Below are 19,782 nucleotides of genomic sequence, written 5' to 3'. Positions count from 1 at the left end.
TGCCAAGATGTCAAAAATTATGCTTTGACATCTTGGCATTAATTAAAAATCAAGTTAGCTTAGATGAGCTATCGGTTACTATTAATTCATAGTAGGTTTATATGCCATCTACACCAGCTAATTGGACTACACAAATTTACAACTATGCCGAACATTTATATGATCAACCTTGGGAGTTAGAAAAATCGGATAAAATTACGAATGATCAAGAGATATTTCAAAGATTACGACACCGTGAAGTCCCTTTAAACTTAATTTTTAATATCTTTTTAGATGTGATATCGAAAAGAATAAAATACAAAATTATTAATTTATTTTTCAATTCCCAAGTTATAGACAATAATTCAGAATACAGCATTGATTTTATTGACAAAAAAATTTTAATCGAAAAATTGGATAAATTTCAGTTTATCCAAACAGATGTGGTTTTAGAATCAATGACATCCAGATGTTTTATCGAATTAAAAATTAAATCTACACCATTATCATTACAAAAAATTCATAAATACTTATTTTTACATGGTTTATGGCGGCATAAAACAAAAATCCACAAAACACCATATCTACTTTTACTGACAGAAAAGCCTCTAGATAAACAATGGGCAGTCCAAGAAAGAAGCCTAGTTTTCACAACTAGCAACTTTAGCAATGATTTGTATCAATATATGATTGCTCATGATTTACCTGACAAATTCGGTAAAGATGGTTCAATGACCTATCTTCATGATGAAGTAATACAAGTCATGACAGAATTACAGTTAGGCTGGACTACTTGGCAATCATTGGGAGAAATGCTCAAACAAGAATTAGAAAGTTTGAATCACAGCAGTTTACAAGAAGGAGAAGAAGTATTAAAGCGATTATTAGATGGGTTTTTGAATGAACTGAGTCAACGTCAACTCTGGCAAGAAAAATAAATGATCAATGCTGAGTGACATGGCTCATCTTCAAAACTACTCAATAAGAGTGATTGTGAGTGAGAATATAATCAGTTAAAGGATGTCATCATGATGCGAATAGCCACAATTACAGAAGCGATTACCAGCTTAACTGATGTCGAAACTCGATTTGCTCTGGAGCGAGTCGAGGATGAGCAGTTTTTCCCAGAGTGGTTTACAGAACTTCCAGAAATTAATAATACTGAAAAAGATGCTTTGGATGTTCTGCGGCGCAGGTATATATATCATCGTGGTGAAGGTAATTTGTTAGAGGGGACAGTGATGTTGTTAGTAGTTTCCCCCTTATTAGCATTAGCCGGATTTTATGATCCTCCTTTTAAAATCAAAGCTGAATCATCAGTGGAGTTAATCATCAATGATGGGGAAGAAGTGCTACGCGGACGAATTGATGTTTTGGTATTGCAAAATCAGTTTTGGGTGGTAGTTTTAGAGTCAAAAAAAACCACGCTTTCAGTTTGGTCTGCAATACCACAAGCACTAGCTTACCTCATGGTTAATCCTCATCCTCATCAATCCGTATTTGGTATGGTGACTAATGGGGATGATGTTTTATTTATCAAATTGCAGCAACAAGATATCCCTCAATACGACTTATCAAGTGTATTTGCGCCGTTGTCTTCTAAACAAGAAATGTATACGATTCTGCAAATTCTCAAACGTATTGGTCTTCAAATAAGGTAAAAGGCAAAGTAAAGAACAAGAAAAATGGTTGTGAACCATCTAATTTGATCTATTCATCAATTTGCCAGGAATCTTTAGTTACTTCTTCATCTAGAATTTTCCGTGGACGAACAATGATGATGATTTTACCCAGGATGGGAATTTCTGGTTCTGTTTCAAACCACCGAAAATCTAACTCGCCGCCTTTATCGACCACAAAATAACTAAAATCATTCCATTCCCGTTGACTGCGGTCTATGACCACTAATACAGGGCCGGGTTGAGTGTGAGTTTGGCTAGGGAAGCGATCGCTTGTTGCTAAAATTACCACTGGGTCTTCTGCTCCTAACAACACTTGCCAACCAGGTAAGGCTACCCAAGCTTGTTCACCAGCAAATTTGACGATGCGAAATGGTTCAATTTCTTCTACTAGGGGAACGGCTTTGAAGTCTTGGGGTGTTAAAGGTAATTCACCCACTACAGGGACGATGCGGGGTAATTCCTCTTCGGAATCAAAGCGATAAAAGGGCGGAATGGGGGCAGGACGTTGAGAAACAACCGTAAAATCAACTAATAACTGTTCAATTTGCTTTCTGGCTGTTGGCGTGTGAGCAAAACGTAAACCCTTAGCAATTAAGCGCGATCGCTCTTGTAAATCTGTGTTTTGTCGTGCTAGCTTCCAAGCTTGATAGGCGACAGCATCCCCTGGATGGTCAGAAAACCCTTCTGGTAAAGTGCGAAACCACGAAAAATCTTTAATGGCTTTGGCAACTTCTCTAGCTTCTTCTAAATTGAGTTTATGCTCAAAAGTCAGTTCCGCCGCCGCAGCGCGTTGTTCTTGGGTGAGTAGGCGCAGTTCATATAAAACATCACTACCGCGAGTTGCATAATGCGATCGCGCTGCTTCCGATGCACCAGCTTTTTCTAGGGAATTATAGACTTGCGCGCCTACAACTACCTGATTTTGTTGAATCGGCTCAAATCCCGTCGCTTCAAAAATCTCTTGGGGATTGTAACCGGATTTTTGCAGAGTCGCGATCGCTAATCCCCATTCCACCCAATTACCTTGTTTTTGTCTCAATTTGCGTAACAATTCTGCTGCTGAATCAGCAGTATTTTCAGGATTGGGAGTGTTGGGTGATAAGTCAGTCATAATCTCAAATTGCAGTTACTACCACAGAGGCTTATTGACACCGCGTTGGCAAATCTTATTGTAATCTTTATCCGCCTACTATATATACACCCTACCGTTAGTTAAAATTTTGCGTTACAAATAACACATCACAGCTAGCAAGAACTATCTTAGTAGATTTCCGCAAGGCTGAAAAGAAATAATCTACTAAGCTGGGTAAGCATATACGGCTATAAATATTTTTACAGGTAATGTCCTATGGCTGATACTATTTCCGACATCCAGAGAAATCATCGTACAATGGCAACTTTAGAAAGACCGAAAAAACTCAAAATCTTAGTAGTTGATGATGAACCAGATAATTTAGATTTGCTATATCGCACCTTTCGCCGAGATTTTCAAGTCCTGAAAGCTGAAAGTGGTATTAATGCGCTGGAAATCTTAGCGGTAGAGGGAGAAGTAGCTGTCATCATATCTGACCAACGGATGCCAGAAATGAAAGGTACAGAGTTTTTGAGTAAAACTGTACCACAATTTCCAGATACGGTGAGGATAATTCTCACGGGATTCACTGATATAGAAGATTTGGTAGAAGCAATTAACGCCGGACAGGTGTATAAATATATCACCAAGCCTTGGGACCCTGGGGAACTCAAAGCGGTTGTACAACGCGCCGCCGAAACCTATGACCTACTTAAACAGAGGACAGAAGAACTGCGCCGCGCTAACGCTCAAATGTCATTGTTAACGGTGTTAGTCCAGGTGACTCAAGCCGCCGAAAATTTAGAAGCCATCCTCACACCGGTTGCCACAGCATTTTGTGATAGCTTTGCCTCTGATAGCTGTATTTTGCAGCTAGTGAACAACAAAACACTCACAGCCACCCAAGGATTTTATTCTCCAGAAGGCACAGTCAAAAACTGGCTAGACCAAGATCCTCTCACAAGTGAAGCGATCGCCACTGGTCAAATGCAAGTTGCACTCAATGTTGCCAAAGAAGCCAAACTAGCAGGTGCAACCCATTATCAAGAAACGGGTGTCCAAGCTCATTTAGTCATCCCGATTGCTTACCGCAGTGAAATTTTAGGTGTATTATCCCTCCAGTGGCATCAACCAAGTTCTTTAAGAGAAGATGAACTCAATCTGATTCGTCTCTCAGCTGAACTAGTGGCGATCGCGATGAAAAGTGCTGAGTGCTGTTAGCGGAAGCGGGGCGTTTAGCCCGTGCTGTTAGCTTTCTTCGCGGCGTTTAGCCGGTGTTGAATGATGAGTGTTGAGTGTTGAGCAAAAATTTAAATTAAGAGTCCATAGTCAATAGTCCATAGTCCATAGTTAAATAACTAATGACCATTGACTAATGACTAATGACTAACGATATTCGCGCCATTTTTGACCGTATTGCGCCTGTCTATGACCAATTCAATGATTGGTTAAGCTTGGGACAACATCGCATCTGGAAGGAAATGGCCATTAAATGGAGTGCGGTTCAGACTGGGGATACCTGTCTTGATTTATGTTGTGGTAGTGGTGATTTAGCCTTGAGCTTGGCTAGACGTGCAGGGAAAACCGGTAAAGTCTATGGAGTGGACTTTTCCGCCAACTTGCTTGCAACCGCTAAAGAACGCTCTCAAACTCATTATCCCCAATTTGCCATTTCCTGGGTAGAGGCGGATGTCCTGAATTTACCTTTTGAAGATAATCAATTTGACGCTGCTACGATGGGCTATGGTTTAAGAAATGTCAAAGATATTCGCCGCAGCCTCCAAGAACTACACCGCGTCCTCAAACCAGAAAAACGAGCAGCCATCTTAGACTTTCATCGCCCCAATAATCAGCAATTTCGCGCCTTTCAACAATGGTATTTAGATCATATAGTTGTCCCTATGGCCGAGCGTATGGGGATGAAGGAAGAATACGCTTACATCAGCCCCAGCTTAGACCGCTTTCCTCAAGGGAGAGAACAAGTAGAGTTAGCCTACGAAGTTGGGTTTACCTCAGCCACACACTACCCCATTGCGAACGGTATGATGGGAGTATTGGTAGTTGTTAAATAAGTCATGGGACAAACGGGGCATTGGACATTGAGAATTGGGCAAACAGGGCATGGTTGTTTTTTTCCTACTCCCCCTACTCCCAGTCCCTAATCCCTAATCCCCAGTCCCTAATTATAAATCCAAAAAACTGTGGATTGGTCTTCTGTTTTACTGTATGTATCGCCCCCTGTATTGGGTGGAATTATTGGCTATTTCACAAATGATATAGCCATCAAGATGCTATTTCGTCCTTACCGCGCAATTTATATTGCTGGTAAGAGAGTGCCATTCACTCCTGGCTTAATTCCGGCGAATCAGGAGCGTTTGGCTAAAAATATTTCTGATACGATCATGGGGTCGTTGTTAACACCCGATGAATTACAAAAACTCGCACGACGATTATTAGAAACTGAGCGAGTGCAAGGGGCTATTCTCTGGTTGTTACAACTGGCAATAGACCAAATTAAAACTGATAAAAACCAGAAAACTAGTAAGGTTGTTGCCAGTATCCTACGCGACTTGTTAGGAGAATCATTACCGCGTCTATTGAAGGTATTAGCTAGACAAGAAGATTTTTTAGAACCACAAATCAATCAGATTTTTGACCAAATATTATTAGAGTTGCAACTGAGTGATGAGCAAGCAACACGTTTGGCTGACTGGTTTTTAGAAGTAGTCTTACCACCAGATGTATTAAGACAAGCAATTATCGATTTTTTAACCGATCGCACAATTCAAACTATCGATGAAAGTTTCCGTGAGAAAACCAGTGGTACTTATTGGGTAGTAGCAAATTTGTTTGGTTTACGAAACACACTCACACGCTTAAGAACCTTTTGCTTAGATGAAAAAGAAGCGACTAATGAGAGATTACAAGAACTAATTAAAGATTTGCAGATGCGCGATCGCTTCAAAAAAATTCTCCAAAATTTATCGCTGCAAAATCTACCAATCGGGACAGTTCGTCAACTCCGCAAAACTACAAGAGAAACAGTCCGTCAGTATATCCAAACTAGTGGAAGCGATTTATTACAAGGACTGACTGAATCTGTAAACTGGGAAAATATTGCCAAATTACTCTTAAATCGCCTGAGTAACTCACCTGTAGTTATGACTTCTTTAGAAGTTGTCTCTCAAGAGTTAGCACTAATTTTAGAAAGATATTTAGAGAAGGATTTAGAGCAAATAGTAACTCAAATAATTCCGATTTTATCGATAGATCAAGTAATTGTTGACCGAGTAAAATCTACATCTCCTGCTGATTTAGAAAATGCAATTGAAGGGATTGTCAAAAATGAATTACAAGCCATTGTCACTTTAGGGGGAATTTTAGGATTTATTGTTGGTTTATTACAAACAGGATTTTTGTTTTTTACTCGATAGTTTGGGGATTGGGAATTGGGAGTCAAAAGAAGGCAGGGGGGGTGGGAGAAATGGGGAAATTTTCCTCCCCCTTGCACCCTGCACCCTGCACCAATTCCTCTTCCATGCCCTTAATTTACAGATTGATGGCGATTTTCCATGATGGCATTAATTGCTGCATAATTAGTTTGATAATTTGGCAGTTTGGCTTGGGCTTGTTCGTAGACAGAACTACTTTTGGGAATAGATTGTAATAATTTAATTGCTTGCTGCCATTTATCTTTTGCTTGTTGCCAAGCTATTAGTGAGTTAGGTGCATTTTCCATGAAGAATTTTGCTTCTGTAGCGAGTTTTTCTGCGGCTGCTAATTTGGCTACGGCGTTCTTTTCTGTGTTAGCCCTTTTGGTGATGGCGATATAATTACGTCGATAACGAATGAGTCTTTCCTGCGCTTTTATAGAAACTGATGTTTCTTCGGGAATGCTTTGTAAAAGTTCAATTGCCTTTTGCCATTTGGATGCTGCTTTTTGCCACACTGGAAGTGTATGGGGAGGATTTTGAGCAATGAAAGAAGCTTCCGTCCCTAGTTTTAAAGCTGATTTAAAAGTATTTTCAGCAGTATTTTCTTGATACAAATTCACAGCCATACGCTGAATTTGTATAATCTGAGTTTTAGCAAACCAGCCACCTATACCTAAGACGATTAGCCCTGAAAAAATAAATAACAGTTTTCGTAAAGCCTTATATGAGGAGTTAAATTCCCTTTGGTCTATATGTTTTTTATTGATTATTGGCTGGTTATGCTGATATTTTATATTTGAAATTGTATTTTTAAAATCATCAATTTTATGGGCATAAATATCACATTCATTAAGAATCTCAGTCAATTCTTGGAAATTATTATTAGTAGATATGATTAGTCCATGAGCATCATCTAACCATTCTATGGCAAATCCATTTTTACCACAAAATGATGATAGAGCAATCATTATAGTTAAGAGTCCTTGACTATTTTGAATAGTATTTTTAACTAGTGATAGCCTGGTTTGTAATTGCAATAATTCTGCTTCAAATTTTAATGTTTGTTTAGCAGATAAGTTATTATGCAAGTTATTTTCTAGTTCCAGAATTTGCGTTGACAAACTAGCATAATTAAGATGGATGTTAGTTTGATTTACAAGGTTGGCATCACTTAAGATATCAGATGCGATCGCCTGCAATAAATCACCCCATTCTAACCAGCAATTAATTTTTGATTGTAGAGTAGTTACAGATATTTCTGTATGAGGATTACCAAACTTTTCTGTGATGGATTCTATGTTGCCTGTAATGGCAGGATTAACTTGTAAAATAGTGGGAATCGTCAAAGATTTAGCAGTACGGGATAGGGTACTGATATTACTTATTTGATTATTTGCACGGTTAAATTCTTGGGCGATCGCCTGTCTAATACTGCGGAGTTCTTCTTGGGCATTATTAATCAGGATCACCTGTTGCATAATATCCTGGGAACTACCAATAGTTAGCCTGAGTTTATAAATAATTTTTGGCAGTTCATTAATCAACACTTCTATATCAGTCATAAACATCCGTTGAGGATTTGCAAAATTTCTTAACAAGAAGCAATTTCCAACTCACACTGATAATCCCTAGACTTTCTGTTGAATGAGTAACTTTACCTGCTGTTGTGATCAGTAGGTAAAAGCGATGAATTGTTAAATCGCAAAAACGATAGATTTATAGTTCCCGGAAATTTTGCTAAAGTAACAACGCTGTTTAGTCATTAGTCATTAGTCATTAGTCATTAGGGAACAGGGAACAGGGAACAGGGAACGGCTTTTCTCATCTCCTACCTTGTCTACCTTGTCTACCTTGTCCCCAATCCCCAATCCCCAGTCCCCAATCCTATGAATGAAACTGATTTAGCTTTTACTCCAGCACTAGAGTTAGCAAAATTAATCCGGCGGCGGGAGTTATCGCCGTTGGAGTTGGTGGAAATCTATTTAAATCGCATTCAGCAGTTGAATCCAAAATTGGGTAGTTATTTTACGGTGACGGCGGATTTAGCGATCGCTGATGCTACTGCGAAGACGGAACTAATCACGCAAACATCGGAACTTCCGCCATTTTTTGGTGTACCGATTTCGATTAAAGACCTCAATCCTGTAGCTGGTGTACCTTGTACCTACGGAAGTCCAGCCTTATTGAATAACATTCCCGAATTTGATGATGGGGTTGTGAGTCTTATCAAACAAGCTGGATTTATTATTTTGGGCAAAACGGCTACCTCAGAATTAGGTTCATTTCCTTACACTGAACCTACGGGTTTTCCTCCAGCTAGAAATCCCTGGAATTTAGAATACACTCCTGGTGGTTCTAGTGGTGGTGCAGCAGCAGCAGTGGCCGCAGGATTATGTGCGATCGCTCAAGGTTCAGATGGTGGCGGTTCTATTCGGGGGCCTGCGGCTTGTTGTGGTTTAGTAGGAATTAAACCCGCGCGGGGTAGAGTCAGTAAAGCACCCGTAGGTGAACGTCTAGCGGGAATTGCTGTTAATGGCCCTATCGCTCGAACTGTAGCAGATGCGGCAGCAATGTTAGATACTATTTCTGGTTACGTTACAGGTGATCCCTACTGGCTACCAGATCCAGAACCATCTTTTTTGACTGCGGCTACAACTCAACCAAAAAAATTACGTGTTGCGTTTACTACTGGTATTGCTCCCTTGGGTGAGGCTGATGCTACCTGTAAACAGGCTGTATTACAGACAGTCCAATTATTAGAACAACTCGGCCATCAAGTTGCAGAAATGTCTTTGGATCTGAGTGCTTTAGTTGAACCATTTCAAATTGTTTGGCAATCGGGAATTACGGCTTCTGGATTACCAGCAGAAATATTGCAGCCTCTCAACCGTTGGCTATTAGCGCAGACTGGTTCGGTTGGTGAATATATTCAAGCTATTTATAGTATGCAGATAGTAGCACGCCAAATTGTGGCACTGTTTAACAATATAGATGTGTTGGTATTGCCTGTTTATTTACATTCTCCCATCCGCGTAGGAGAGTGGGCGGCTTTAAGTCCTGAAGATACATTTCAGCAAATAGTGAATTGGATTGCACCTTGTCCACCAGCTAATGCGACTGGACAACCTGCGATCGCTATTCCTGTAGGTTTTGATAGTCATGGTTTACCTATGAGTGTGCAACTTCTCGGCAAACCTGCGGCGGAAGCTACACTCATTAGTCTTGCAGCACAACTAGAAGCCGCTAATCCTTGGATTCAACACCGTCCAAATTTGGCGACGTGATACCAATTCAAAATGCAAAATTAAGAAAGCCAGTAGTCAGTAACGCACCCCCTCTAAAGGCTTTGGTGCGTTACGGCTTACGCCTCACACATCCTACTGGACTGTCTAGACTAAAATGTTGCAGGACTAATATATTTGCACTATTTTAGCCCGGTCATGCCACTACATATACTTAGAATTTTTTCAAAAATTCAATCGAATTCCTATAATCACACCATAATGAAGACTTTATCCCATTCTATTTAACAAATGCTCACCCACTCTTAAAGCATTAGCGATAATTGTTAACGACGGATTTAAAGCTGTACTCGAAGGGAAAAAACTTCCATCCACAACATAAAGATTATCAACATCATGGGTGCGACAGTTAATATTCAAAACGGAAGTTTTTGGGTCTTCTCCAAACCGACAAGTCCCCACCTGATGGGCAACTTCCTTTACAGTCATCTTTTGAGGAATATGTATGGCATATTGTTTATTTTGATGCTGTGGTGTAATCGATTTTAAAACCTGAGTCCACCTGTTAATTAAATGATTAAATGCTAACTCATTATTATTGGTATATTCGATGTATATTTTCTCGCCATCAACCCGAACTCGATTTTGTGTATCTGGTAAATCTTCAGTAATTAACAACCAAGCTACAGAATGATTAGAAATAGTTTGAGCTACCATATTAGGCATCATTGGCGGCCCATAAGCAGCAATTTTATCTTTATTGATATTACCTAACATTTGGACACTACCCATCGGATAGGCAAAATATGTATCTCCCCAATAAAAATCTGTGACTGCTAATGTTTTGGGAAAATCTGTATGATTTAACTCTGTACTTAAAGTCATAACTACCGCAAATTTATGCGCCATATAATTGCGTCCCACCAGATTAGAACTATTAGCTAATCCTTGGGGGTGTTGGTCATTAGCTGATTTTAGTAATAATGCGGCGGAGTTAAGCGCACCACAAGCCACAACTACTAAATCACTAGTAAATATTTGTCGCTTTCCGAAAATTTCTGCCTCAACTCCTGTCACTTCTCGACCAGAAGGACTGGTGTGTAATTTCACAACTTTTGTGTCAGTTAATAGTGTGATATTGCTATAAGCCATTGCTGGACGAATTCCATTCACATCAGCATCAGCTTTGGCGTTAAGTAAACAGGGAAAACCATCACAAGTGTTACAGCGAATACAAGCACTCAAATGGCGATTGACTTCATTAAGTTTAATCGCTAGTGGTAAATAAAAAGGATGTAAGTTTTGATATTTTAAAGCATGACAAATTTCTTGAATATAGGGTTCATGGCTAATAGGGGGAAAAGGATATTCTGTATTTGTGGGTGGTTCATTCGGGTCTAACCCACGTTTACCATGAACTTCGTAGAGTTTTTCGGCTTGGTCATAATAGGGAGCAAAATCTTGATATTTTAAAGGCCATTCTGGAGAAATTCCATCCTGATGAATGACCTTTTCAAAGTCTTTTTCACGTAATCTAAATAGCGCACCACCATAGAATTTTGTGTTTCCACCCACATAATAATGTGCGTTGGGATGTATGGGTTTGTCGTCTTTGTCATACCAAACTTCAGCATTGCGATAAATTTCTTTTCGCATTACCGCCTGTGAATCCCAATTGGTTTTATTTCTAGGTAAAAAGTTACCACGCTCTAAGACTAATATTTTCTTACCACTGGCTGCTAATTTGTACGCTAAAGTTCCGCCACCAGCACCAGTCCCAATGATGATGACATCATAATGATTATTAGTCATTTTCGGATTATTTATTTAATTATTAAAGTATTACTAATTTGTAGAGACGCGATAAATCGCATCTCTAGAACATTATTTTTCCGCACGAGTCTTGTTTAATTCTCTTACACCAATCCAGCTAAAAATTTTATCACCAAACTCTGGAAATAGCTGGATATTAGAGAATAAAAGTCTAGTTAAAGGGCCATCTAGCATCACTTCAGGTTGGTTTTGTTTAATCGCTTTGATAACTGCGATCGCCACATCTTCTGGTTGTGAAACTTTTGCTAATTTCGGTGCAGATAAACCAAACGCAACAAACATCCCAGCCGCAGTATAACCAGGACAAACTACTGATATATTGACTTGACTATCAGCTAATTCTTGTCTCACAGCATCAGTCCACATAATTAATCCTGCTTTACTAGCAGAATATATACTGTTATATGGCGCGCCTTTTTTACCAGATCCAGAAGCAATATTCACAATATGCCCACTGTTGCGTGCTATCATTTCTGGCATAATCAAGCGGGTTAATTCCATCGCCGATATCAAATTTGTTCCTAAAATACCCTGAATTTCTGCTAAGGTATAATCTTGAAACCGCCGATATTTTTCAATTGCTGCATTATTAATGACAATATCAATTTGTCCAGTCAGTTGATGAACTTTCTCAACTAAATTCGGTAATTCGTCAATATTACTAATATCACAGGGAATACTGACACCTTTTCCACCTAAAGCGTTAACTTCAGCACAGATTTCATGTAGTTTATCTTCAGACCGAGAAACTAAAACTACGGTTGCTTGCTCTTTCGCTAAAGCACGCGCCATAAATACACCAATACCACCTGACGCTCCTGTTAAGAGAACCGTTTTACCTGCTATTGATTTCATGTCCAACAGTGATTAGTAGGTTTACTTGTTAAACTTGATGAGAAAATTTCACTAATTCGTAATTACTGATAGAAGACCACAACAAGTTTTCTGCTCTCTTAGTCTTTACATTTTGGAGCTTAAAAATTATTAATTACGAATGATTTTAAATTGGCTATTGCACCTGTCTATCTCGTAGCGGCTTGATATCAAGGATTAACTTCCAAATTAACAAATGTTCTAGATTTTAGTAAGATATCTTTAGAATTTCTTTATTTTATAGTAAAAATCTGAGAACCTAGGCAGTGATACGAAAAATCAAGGTTTGGGCAAGTATAAGGGTGTAGAGGTTCAAAACCTTTACACCCCTACACCCCTATACCCTTAAACCCATTCTTAACAAATAATCTCTGTGCGTAAGTCCTGAATCTGCATTCGTTAAAGTAAAGCTGCAAAACTATTTTGTCTCATGGCTTACAGTCAAATATGTTCTATGTAATTACAATTATGATTAAAATCCTGGTTTGTTGCTTGAAACCACAGGTAAACTCTGATGAATTATCTGTTGATATCTGTGGTTTCATTTTATTCCCTTTTTAAATGCTAACTAGCAATATTACTTCTGCTCATTTCCTTGCATAGATGAGACTTTTGCTACTTGCTGAGTAAAGTATGCTTCTTGATGCTTAATTTGTCGTGCTAATTCTAACCCATCTTTAAAAGCTGCTAGTGCTTGCGGATAATCTTTATTTTCAAGAGATAACTTGCCGATTTGGTCGTAAGCTTGCATCATGCCATAATAGTTCGCACCTCTTGCTTCAGTTTCTAACAAAATCTTGCTAGTTTCTAAAGCTGCATCAAGTTGTCCCTGGGAACGATATAAAGGGATGAGTTTTTGTAAAGCTTCCGCCGCACGCGCATACTGTTGTAATTGCCAAGCTGTAGTATAAGCTGCTTGATAGTTTTTAAAAGCCTCTGGAAGTAAAGCCGTGTTTTCTTTGGCGAGGGTTTCATAGTTAGTAGCGATCGCCAGTTGCAAAGTCGGCAATTGTGCTTGACTATTAATATCTTGGGAGTAAATGTCTTTAATTCTAGTCAAGACATCAATAGATTTTTGTGCTTGCTTACTCTGTTGATAAATATAAGCTAGCTGTTGTAAATAGGTTAACTCCTCCTGCCGTTCGCCTCTGGAGGTAGCTAAAGTTAATAACTCCTCATAGTTAGCTGCGGCTTGGGGATAATTAAACCAAACCAAATGTAAATTTCCCAAGGTTTTGAGGGTGTCAACCTCCGCAGTTTTATCTTGTTGTTGTCGCACAGCTACCAAAATTTGGTTATAAACTTCAATGGCAGGTTTGAGCGATCGCACATTCTGATAAGCTTGACCTAACGCACGCCATAACTGTAAATCTACATTAGTTTGAGTTTTAGAATTTTTGGGTTGCGCCTGCTTTTGAATTGCTTGTAACCTTTGGGTAATGTAGAATATTTGCTGGCGATCGCTTTGATTCCAAGCAATTTCACCCACCCTAGCCAGTGCTTGCACTTCATCCACAGCACCCACATAGCGACGCAAACGCAACTCCCGATTCCAAATTGCAAACGCCGCTTCCTTATCTCCAGCTTGCAACTTCGCCGCCGCCTCTTGATTTAAGCCATCCAACGCCGCCTGAAGTCTTAACTTTTCTGGAAGACTCAACGGCTGTTTATTCCCTACAGGTGGTAAAAGAGGATCTGGTGTAGTAACTTCCAGTGGACTGGGTGGAAATTTATCCGCCTGCTGAGGATCATAACTCTGCGCCAGCGTCAAACTACTACTAAATTGCCAAAGGATAGCGGCTGCAATCATTATACTGAAGTGCTTTAGCATGGGTATTCTACATATATGGGCATGGGGAATTAGGCATTGGGCATCCATACCTAACAACTGTAACTGCAAACTAGTTTGACGTAGACAGAATAGATAATTATCCCCATTCCCTGATAATTTTTCCCATTGCTTATTCCCTGTTGCCTCTGAAGACAAGATTCTCAATGTCCAACAACCCTTAGAATAATTGCAGGTATTTTTAATCGACCATTGATAATTTGTAATGACACATTCTCAGGATATTGCTACCTTAGCCCGTTGGATGGCGGCTGATTTCAGCAATCAAGCCCAAGCTTTTGAAAATCCGCCATTTTATGCTCATATTCGAGTTTGTATGCGTCCTTTACCTTGGGATGTCTTATCAGGAGTGGCTTTATTTCTGGAACAAGCTTACGACTTTATGCTGAATGACCCCTATCGTTTGCGGGTACTGAAGTTAGTTGTTGTAGGCGATCGCATCCACATAGAAAACTATACCGTCAAACAGGAGGCAACTTTCTACGGTGCTTCCCGCGACTTACAACGCCTCAAAACTCTCAAAACGGAAGATTTAGAAAAAATGTCAGGTTGCGACATGATTGTCGAGTGGACTGGTACTACCTTCAAAGGTAGAGTCGAACCAGGTAAAGGCTGTATTGTCGTTCGTAACGGACAAAAAACCTACCTAGATAATGAATTTGAAATTAACGAAGAAATCTTCTGGAGTCTTGACAGAGGAAGAGACTTAGAGACAGACGAACATCTTTGGGGTTCAGTCGCCGGGCCATTTCAATTTGCGCGTTCCCGCAGTTTTGCTGATGAAGTTGTGTTGAGTGGGGATTAGGGATTGGGGACTGGGGATTGGGGATTGGGAAAGTAGGGGAGACAAGGTAGACAGGGTAGATAAGGGGAGTGGGTGCGTTGGGTGGTTCTGCTTGCTTGTTTGCTGTAAGCGCATCTGGGTAAGGATGTCATTAGTAACACTAAAATATAGGATTCATATTTGATTTGTGCGAAGCTTTTCCAACAATCTCGAAAGAAAAGATGATGAATCTGGTGCGATCGCTATTACCATTTTCTTTATTCGCAAAATATTACGGTTGGAAAAGTTGATATTATGAGCTTGATTTGTAATGCCGTTTAAGAAAAATTAAGAAATCGCTGATGTCATAGAAGCTTGATTGATGTATGTTTCAGTCCTAAACATCTACTGCGATTTGTGATCTGTCCATGAATTAACACAACATCTTGTGAAAAAATAACTACACATTCGCTCCAGCCATAAGGAATCGTTCAAAAAAATGAGAGAAATTCAAGCATTGCGACAGGCTGTGCAGAGTCGCAAGATGGGTGCTTTACTGCTGCTAGGTTTTGCTTCTGGCTTGCCTTTGTTCTTAACAAGCAGAACATTACAACTATGGATGCAAGATGCCAAGGTAGATATTGGGAAAATCACTTTATTTGGGTTGTTGGCTTTGCCTTATTCCCTGAAATTTTTGTGGTCGCCTTTATTAGATAGATTTGTGCCACCAGTTTTAGGTGCGAGGCGCGGTTGGCTATTATTTACTCAAATTGGGTTAGCATTAGCGATCGCTGTCTTAGCACTACAACAGCCTGCCCAAAGTGACCAAATCCTCCAAATACTAGCCATCAACTGTCTCATTATCACTTTTTTGAGTGCAACTCAAGATATTGCAGGAGATGCTTACCGTACCGATATATTAAACCCCTTAGAAGCAGAACCAGGTGCATCAGTTTGGGTATTAGGCTATCGGCTAGCTTTGTTTATTACCAGTTCCTTGGCGTTGGTGTTAGCAGAATATATTCCTTGGAACATAGTTTACTTATTGATGGCTGTTTTAATGGCGGGTAGCATCTTAACTACCTTGTGGTCTCCTCAAGAACCAGAAATCCGCAAAGATCAGGAAAAATACGCGCCCTTATTACTCAAAGATGTCATCTTTATCCTATTGATTACATTTTTAGTGGCGGGATTAATTGGAGGTGTATTTGTTGGCTACATTACTTTACCTATATTTTACTCAGTATTAGCAGGTTTAATCGTAGCTTGGATTGTGACATCATTGTTACTACCCACCGAACTGTTAGGAGAAGTCACAGAAGATAGTCCTCCTCAAAATTTACAAGCAGCAATTTTTCTCCCATTTAAAGAATTTTTTCATAGATTTGGACTCAATCAAGGCATCATCATTCTGGTGTTTATCGTGCTGTATAAGCTGGGAGACTCTTTAGTTGGTATCAGTGCGAACTTATTTTTACGAGAAATTAACTTTACCAAAGCAGAGATTGGTGCAATTCAAGCAGGGATAGGATTTATCGCCACGACTATCGGCGTATTGGCTGGCGGTGTGATCATGACTAAAATCCGCGTCAATCGTAGTTTGTGGATTTTTGGAATTCTTCAGTTACTGAGTAACTTGGGTTATTATGCACTAGCTGTAACTGGTAAAGATTATTCACTTTTAGTATTAGCAGTGAATATTGAAAACTTTAGTGCCGGATTAGTGACTGTAGCGACAGTAGCTTTCTTAATGAACCTTTGTAACCATCGCTTTACTACTACTCAATTCGCTTTATTCTCTAGCTTAATGGCTATTGGTAGAGATGTTTTGTCTGCACCCGCAGGCGATTGGGCTAAAGCGACGGGTTGGTCTAACTTTTTCTTACTCACCCTAGTGGCTGCATTACCGGGACTGTTGCTTTTACCTTTAGTTGCTCCCTGGAATCAACAACCAGCAGCAGTAAATAGACCAGGACTTGAGCCAGAAGACGAGGATTTATGGGAAACCAAATAGTAATTTTGATCGGCACATTTATTCTTTTACTCACAGGCTTATTACTGGGGTATGTTCTTTCGCAGTTAGTATTAGGTTATTTAAGCTTTAACCTCCTCACCTTTTTCGGAACATTCAGCCTGATTTTAATTTTCGGCACACTTTACTATGTACTGTTCTGGCAACTGAAACGGCAACAATCTACAGTATTTGTGCGAGAACCCTTTTCTCAGCCAATCAGTCAGTCCTTCCATGAAGAATTAACCGAAAACCAAGACTACCTCAAAAACAAACTCATTTCCAGATTATCTGGTGATGTAGCCGCCGCCGATAGATTAATAGAACAAGCCCGACAAAATTACCCAGGAATGCCAGAAAATTGGTATTGCGAAAGAGTTCTAGATGACCTAGATCGTGATACACGTTAATTATTTAGGGGTGTGGGGGTGTAAGGGTGTAGGGGTTTTCCGTTGAGAAAGTGAAACTTTGGCATTGGAATTGTGTGGAAAACCCCCTACAGTATTCTGCAATGGACAAAAGTCGCTAAAATTAAGTCAAGTAAAGTTCACAAATCTTTAGTCAGGTTTTCACCCCAGACTATAAAAAAGCGATCGCAACTCAACTCAACTAAAAATATGGCTATATTTCGTCAATACATCGCCCCCCTACTAGTAGTATTAGTCTTTATCCTTGCTCTAGTAGCAGTCAGCGCGAGAATATTCTTACCCTCAGACATGGCAGCCCCAGCACCAATTGAAGAAGTGGGAATGGTGACTGGGCATTGGGGCATAGGGCATGGGGCATAGGGCAGGGGACTGGGGACTGGGGATTGGGGATTGGGGATTGGGGATTGGGAAGAGGAGACAAGGTAGACAAGGTAGAAGTAATGAGTAATGAGTAATGAGTAATGAGTAATGACTAATGACTAATGACTAATGACTAATGACTAATGACTAATGACCATTGACTATTGACTATTAACCATTGACTAAAATTTTGAATTTTGAATTTTGAATTTTGAATTTTGAATTGTTATTGCCGGGCTATTATATTCGTCGCGGTTCGACATTAGAGCGATCGCTGCTAGTTAAATTTATGCAGCGCACCTACCAAGACTTATATCCACAACAGGATTTTGCTCATCTAGCTAAAACCGTTGAGCAATATTTCTCTAAAGATACTCCCCTTTGGTGGGTGGATTTTGTGAATGAGGGATTAGAAACCCAGGAGAACCAGGAAACAGAACTCACATCATCCTCACTATCTCCCATCGCTTGTCTGTGGGTAGGAAACGCCGTAGATCAAGTTACTGGTATCCGTCATCCCCATATTTTTTTACTGTACGTCGTCCCAGAACATCGCCGACGGGGTGTCGGTACAGCCTTGATGCGCTACGTAGAAAATTGGGCAATCCAAAGAGGCGATCGCCAAATCGGACTGCAAGTCTTTCAATCCAACCAACCCGCTTTAAATCTCTACAATCACTTAGGCTATCAAACCCAATCTCTCTGGATGTTAAAGCAATTAGATAGTCAATAGTCAATAGTCATTAGTCATTAGTTTTTCTCCCCCTGCTCCCTGCCCCCTGCCCCCTGCCCAATTCCCATCCCACTGCATATGAGATGGTTGATAAAGTGTACAATAATTTAACTCATAAAAATAAAGCTTTAATAAATTAGCCTGGAGTGTTTGTCTAACCACCACTCTGGCATCTACAAGTAATTATGTATGACGAAGAAGAACTAAGTATACTCGAACTCGATATCGAGGAAGATTTAGAAAGTCCCCTAGATAAATTAGAACCAATTACGGCTGAGTCAGAATTACCAAAGCCTGACCCAGACGAAATGTTGGCACTGCTGGATAATCCCCAACCCCAACAACGGATGCTAGCAGCTCGTGCTTTTTGTGATATCGAAGATCCACGGGCTACTCCCCATCTCATCAAGTTGTTGTCTGACACTTGCCCATTAGTGAGAGTGAGTGCGGCCTATGGTATTGGACGTAATCCCAGCACCGAAGCTGTAGAACCTTTGATTAACCAGCTAAATCGAGACTGGAATGGCTATGTCCGTAAAGGTGTGGTTTGGGCTTTAGGAAATTGTCGCGATCGCCGTTGTTTAGCACCTCTAGCTGATGCTTTAAGAACCGACATTTCTGCTGTGCGCCTGTGGTCTGCTAGTGCTTTAGCACAAATGGCCGGAGTCGGTTACGAAGCCGTAATTGGCGCGATACCTCCCTTGATTGAAGCCTTATTTCAAGACCCAATCGCCGCCGTTAGAAGTAATTGTGCTTGGACAATTGGGCAATTGTGTAAAGAACTACCTTCTAATGTAGTTTATGCTGCTGCGATCGATGCCTTGATTCAGTCCTTTGCCGAGGACAAGGACTTAGGAGTACGTGAAGACGCTAAAGCCTCACTCTTAGGCGTAGGCGACCCCCGTGGCTTACAACTAATTGAAACCTTAGAACAGGAAGGATGGTTTTAGAAAGGGCAAAAGACAAAAGGCAAAAGGAAAAAGGAAAAAGAAAAATAATTTTATCTTTTTCCTTTCCAATCTCTTCTAATGATCAGCTACAGGTTTGACCAAATTCAGATCATAGGGGCGTTCTGTATCATCTTCACCCAAATATTCACCGTTTTGAATTTCCAGAATTACTAATGGAATAGAACCTGGATTTTCTACCTTGTGCAGTGTGGCTGCTGGTACATAGGTTGATTGATTACGACCTAGTAATATTTCCTCATCGCCACAAGTCACTTTAGCTACACCAGAGACTACAACCCAGTGTTCATTGCGGTGATAGTGAATTTGTGGTTTGATACCATGTCTGGGCTTAATTTCAATGCGACTAATTCGGTAGCTTTCTCCTTCTTCGATGACTTCCACGTTACCCCAATAACGTATGCCTGAGTGTGAGGAGGATTCATGACCATTTAATTGAGCATTATCTTCATTCTGAGTCATAACAAAAAGTTTTTAACTAAAAGAATATTACTGTTTTCAAGCAATCTCATTTAAACCAGATAAAACAAAGACCAATCCACAAATATTATCCCT

Annotated in this window: 18 protein-coding genes; 12 read left to right on the top strand and 6 right to left on the bottom strand. The window is 40.0% G+C overall.

All coding sequences use genetic code 11. The features are described 5' to 3' along the window. Positions 1-101 precede the first annotated feature (101 nt). Both CLI64_RS12795 and CLI64_RS12790 read left to right on the top strand, forming a co-directional pair. Positions 102-917 (top strand): hypothetical protein, encoded by an 816-nt coding sequence (locus CLI64_RS12795; protein ID WP_103137589.1) that lies wholly within the window; start codon positions 102-104, stop codon positions 915-917. Between the two features lie 90 nt (positions 918-1,007). Beyond that, complete coding sequence (locus tag CLI64_RS12790) at positions 1,008-1,640, top strand: type I restriction endonuclease (RefSeq protein ID WP_103137588.1); 633 nt, start codon at positions 1,008-1,010, stop codon at positions 1,638-1,640. Between the two features lie 49 nt (positions 1,641-1,689). Here CLI64_RS12790 and CLI64_RS12785 read toward each other — a convergent pair whose 3' ends face one another. Next, positions 1,690-2,772 carry a RuBisCO accumulation factor 1 gene (locus tag CLI64_RS12785; RefSeq protein WP_103137587.1) on the bottom strand — a complete coding sequence of 361 codons (1,083 nt, stop codon included), beginning with the start codon at positions 2,770-2,772 and terminating at the stop codon, positions 1,690-1,692. A gap of 237 nt (positions 2,773-3,009) precedes the next feature. Here CLI64_RS12785 and CLI64_RS12780 point away from each other — a divergent pair, with 237 nt between their 5' ends. From CLI64_RS12780 to CLI64_RS12770, 3 genes are all read left to right on the top strand, one after another. Then, positions 3,010-3,954 carry a response regulator gene (locus CLI64_RS12780; protein WP_103137586.1) on the top strand — a complete coding sequence of 315 codons (945 nt, stop codon included), beginning with the start codon at positions 3,010-3,012 and terminating at the stop codon, positions 3,952-3,954. Positions 3,955-4,115: 161 nt separating this feature from the next. Then, positions 4,116-4,805 carry a bifunctional demethylmenaquinone methyltransferase/2-methoxy-6-polyprenyl-1,4-benzoquinol methylase UbiE gene (ubiE, locus tag CLI64_RS12775; protein WP_103137585.1) on the top strand — a complete coding sequence of 230 codons (690 nt, stop codon included), beginning with the start codon at positions 4,116-4,118 and terminating at the stop codon, positions 4,803-4,805. A 129-nt stretch (positions 4,806-4,934) separates the two neighbouring features. Continuing rightward, a complete protein-coding gene (locus tag CLI64_RS12770) occupies positions 4,935-6,167 on the top strand; it encodes a DUF445 domain-containing protein (RefSeq protein WP_103137584.1) in 1,233 nt (410 codons plus the stop codon). A 110-nt stretch (positions 6,168-6,277) separates the two neighbouring features. On the opposite strand, the gene CLI64_RS12765 is transcribed toward CLI64_RS12770, so the two are convergent. Further along, positions 6,278-7,729, bottom strand: a complete 1,452-nt coding sequence (locus tag CLI64_RS12765) for a hypothetical protein (RefSeq protein ID WP_103137583.1) — start codon at positions 7,727-7,729, stop codon at positions 6,278-6,280. A 324-nt stretch (positions 7,730-8,053) separates the two neighbouring features. On the opposite strand from CLI64_RS12765, the gene CLI64_RS12760 reads away from it, so the two are divergent. Continuing rightward, on the top strand, positions 8,054-9,451 hold the full coding sequence (locus tag CLI64_RS12760) for an amidase (protein WP_103137582.1): 1,398 nt from the start codon (positions 8,054-8,056) through the stop codon (positions 9,449-9,451). 228 nt (positions 9,452-9,679) lie between these two features. Here CLI64_RS12760 and CLI64_RS12755 read toward each other — a convergent pair whose 3' ends face one another. From CLI64_RS12755 to CLI64_RS12745, 3 genes are all read right to left on the bottom strand, one after another. Then, positions 9,680-11,221, bottom strand: coding sequence for a GMC oxidoreductase (locus CLI64_RS12755; RefSeq protein ID WP_103137581.1), 1,542 nt, complete (start codon positions 11,219-11,221; stop codon positions 9,680-9,682). A gap of 72 nt (positions 11,222-11,293) precedes the next feature. After that, entirely contained in the window at positions 11,294-12,097 is an 804-nt protein-coding gene (locus CLI64_RS12750) for an SDR family oxidoreductase (protein WP_103137580.1), read from the bottom strand. Between the two features lie 595 nt (positions 12,098-12,692). Then, positions 12,693-13,946: a lipopolysaccharide assembly protein LapB gene (locus tag CLI64_RS12745; protein WP_103137579.1), complete on the bottom strand. Its 1,254-nt coding sequence runs from the start codon at positions 13,944-13,946 to the stop codon at positions 12,693-12,695. A 223-nt stretch (positions 13,947-14,169) separates the two neighbouring features. Between CLI64_RS12745 and CLI64_RS12740 the strand changes: the two genes are divergently transcribed. From CLI64_RS12740 to CLI64_RS12715, 6 genes are all read left to right on the top strand, one after another. Continuing rightward, entirely contained in the window at positions 14,170-14,769 is a 600-nt protein-coding gene (locus CLI64_RS12740) for a chromophore lyase CpcT/CpeT (protein WP_103137578.1), read from the top strand. 457 nt (positions 14,770-15,226) lie between these two features. Continuing rightward, positions 15,227-16,741, top strand: a complete 1,515-nt coding sequence (locus tag CLI64_RS12735; protein WP_103137577.1) for an AmpG family muropeptide MFS transporter — start codon at positions 15,227-15,229, stop codon at positions 16,739-16,741. Further along, positions 16,726-17,148, top strand: coding sequence for an ABC transporter permease (locus CLI64_RS12730; protein WP_103137576.1), 423 nt, complete (start codon positions 16,726-16,728; stop codon positions 17,146-17,148). Before CLI64_RS12735 ends, CLI64_RS12730 begins: the two co-directional genes overlap by 16 nt. Positions 17,149-17,220: 72 nt before the next feature. Continuing rightward, a complete protein-coding gene (locus CLI64_RS12725; RefSeq protein WP_103137575.1) occupies positions 17,221-17,526 on the top strand; it encodes a hypothetical protein in 306 nt (101 codons plus the stop codon). A gap of 211 nt (positions 17,527-17,737) precedes the next feature. Beyond that, positions 17,738-18,259: an N-acetyltransferase gene (locus CLI64_RS12720; RefSeq protein WP_225977575.1), complete on the top strand. Its 522-nt coding sequence runs from the start codon at positions 17,738-17,740 to the stop codon at positions 18,257-18,259. Positions 18,260-18,444: 185 nt separating this feature from the next. Next, entirely contained in the window at positions 18,445-19,209 is a 765-nt protein-coding gene (locus CLI64_RS12715) for a HEAT repeat domain-containing protein (protein WP_103137574.1), read from the top strand. Positions 19,210-19,284: 75 nt separating this feature from the next. On the opposite strand, the gene CLI64_RS12710 is transcribed toward CLI64_RS12715, so the two are convergent. Then, a complete protein-coding gene (locus tag CLI64_RS12710) occupies positions 19,285-19,689 on the bottom strand; it encodes a phosphomannose isomerase type II C-terminal cupin domain (RefSeq protein WP_103137573.1) in 405 nt (134 codons plus the stop codon). Positions 19,690-19,782 lie beyond the last annotated feature (93 nt).

Origin of the sequence: Nostoc sp. CENA543 (assembly GCF_002896875.1) — a bacterium.
Lineage (GTDB): Bacteria > Cyanobacteriota > Cyanobacteriia > Cyanobacteriales > Nostocaceae > Trichormus.
Note: the sequence above shows the minus strand (reverse complement) of the source record. Positions and strands in the feature narration are given on the sequence as shown.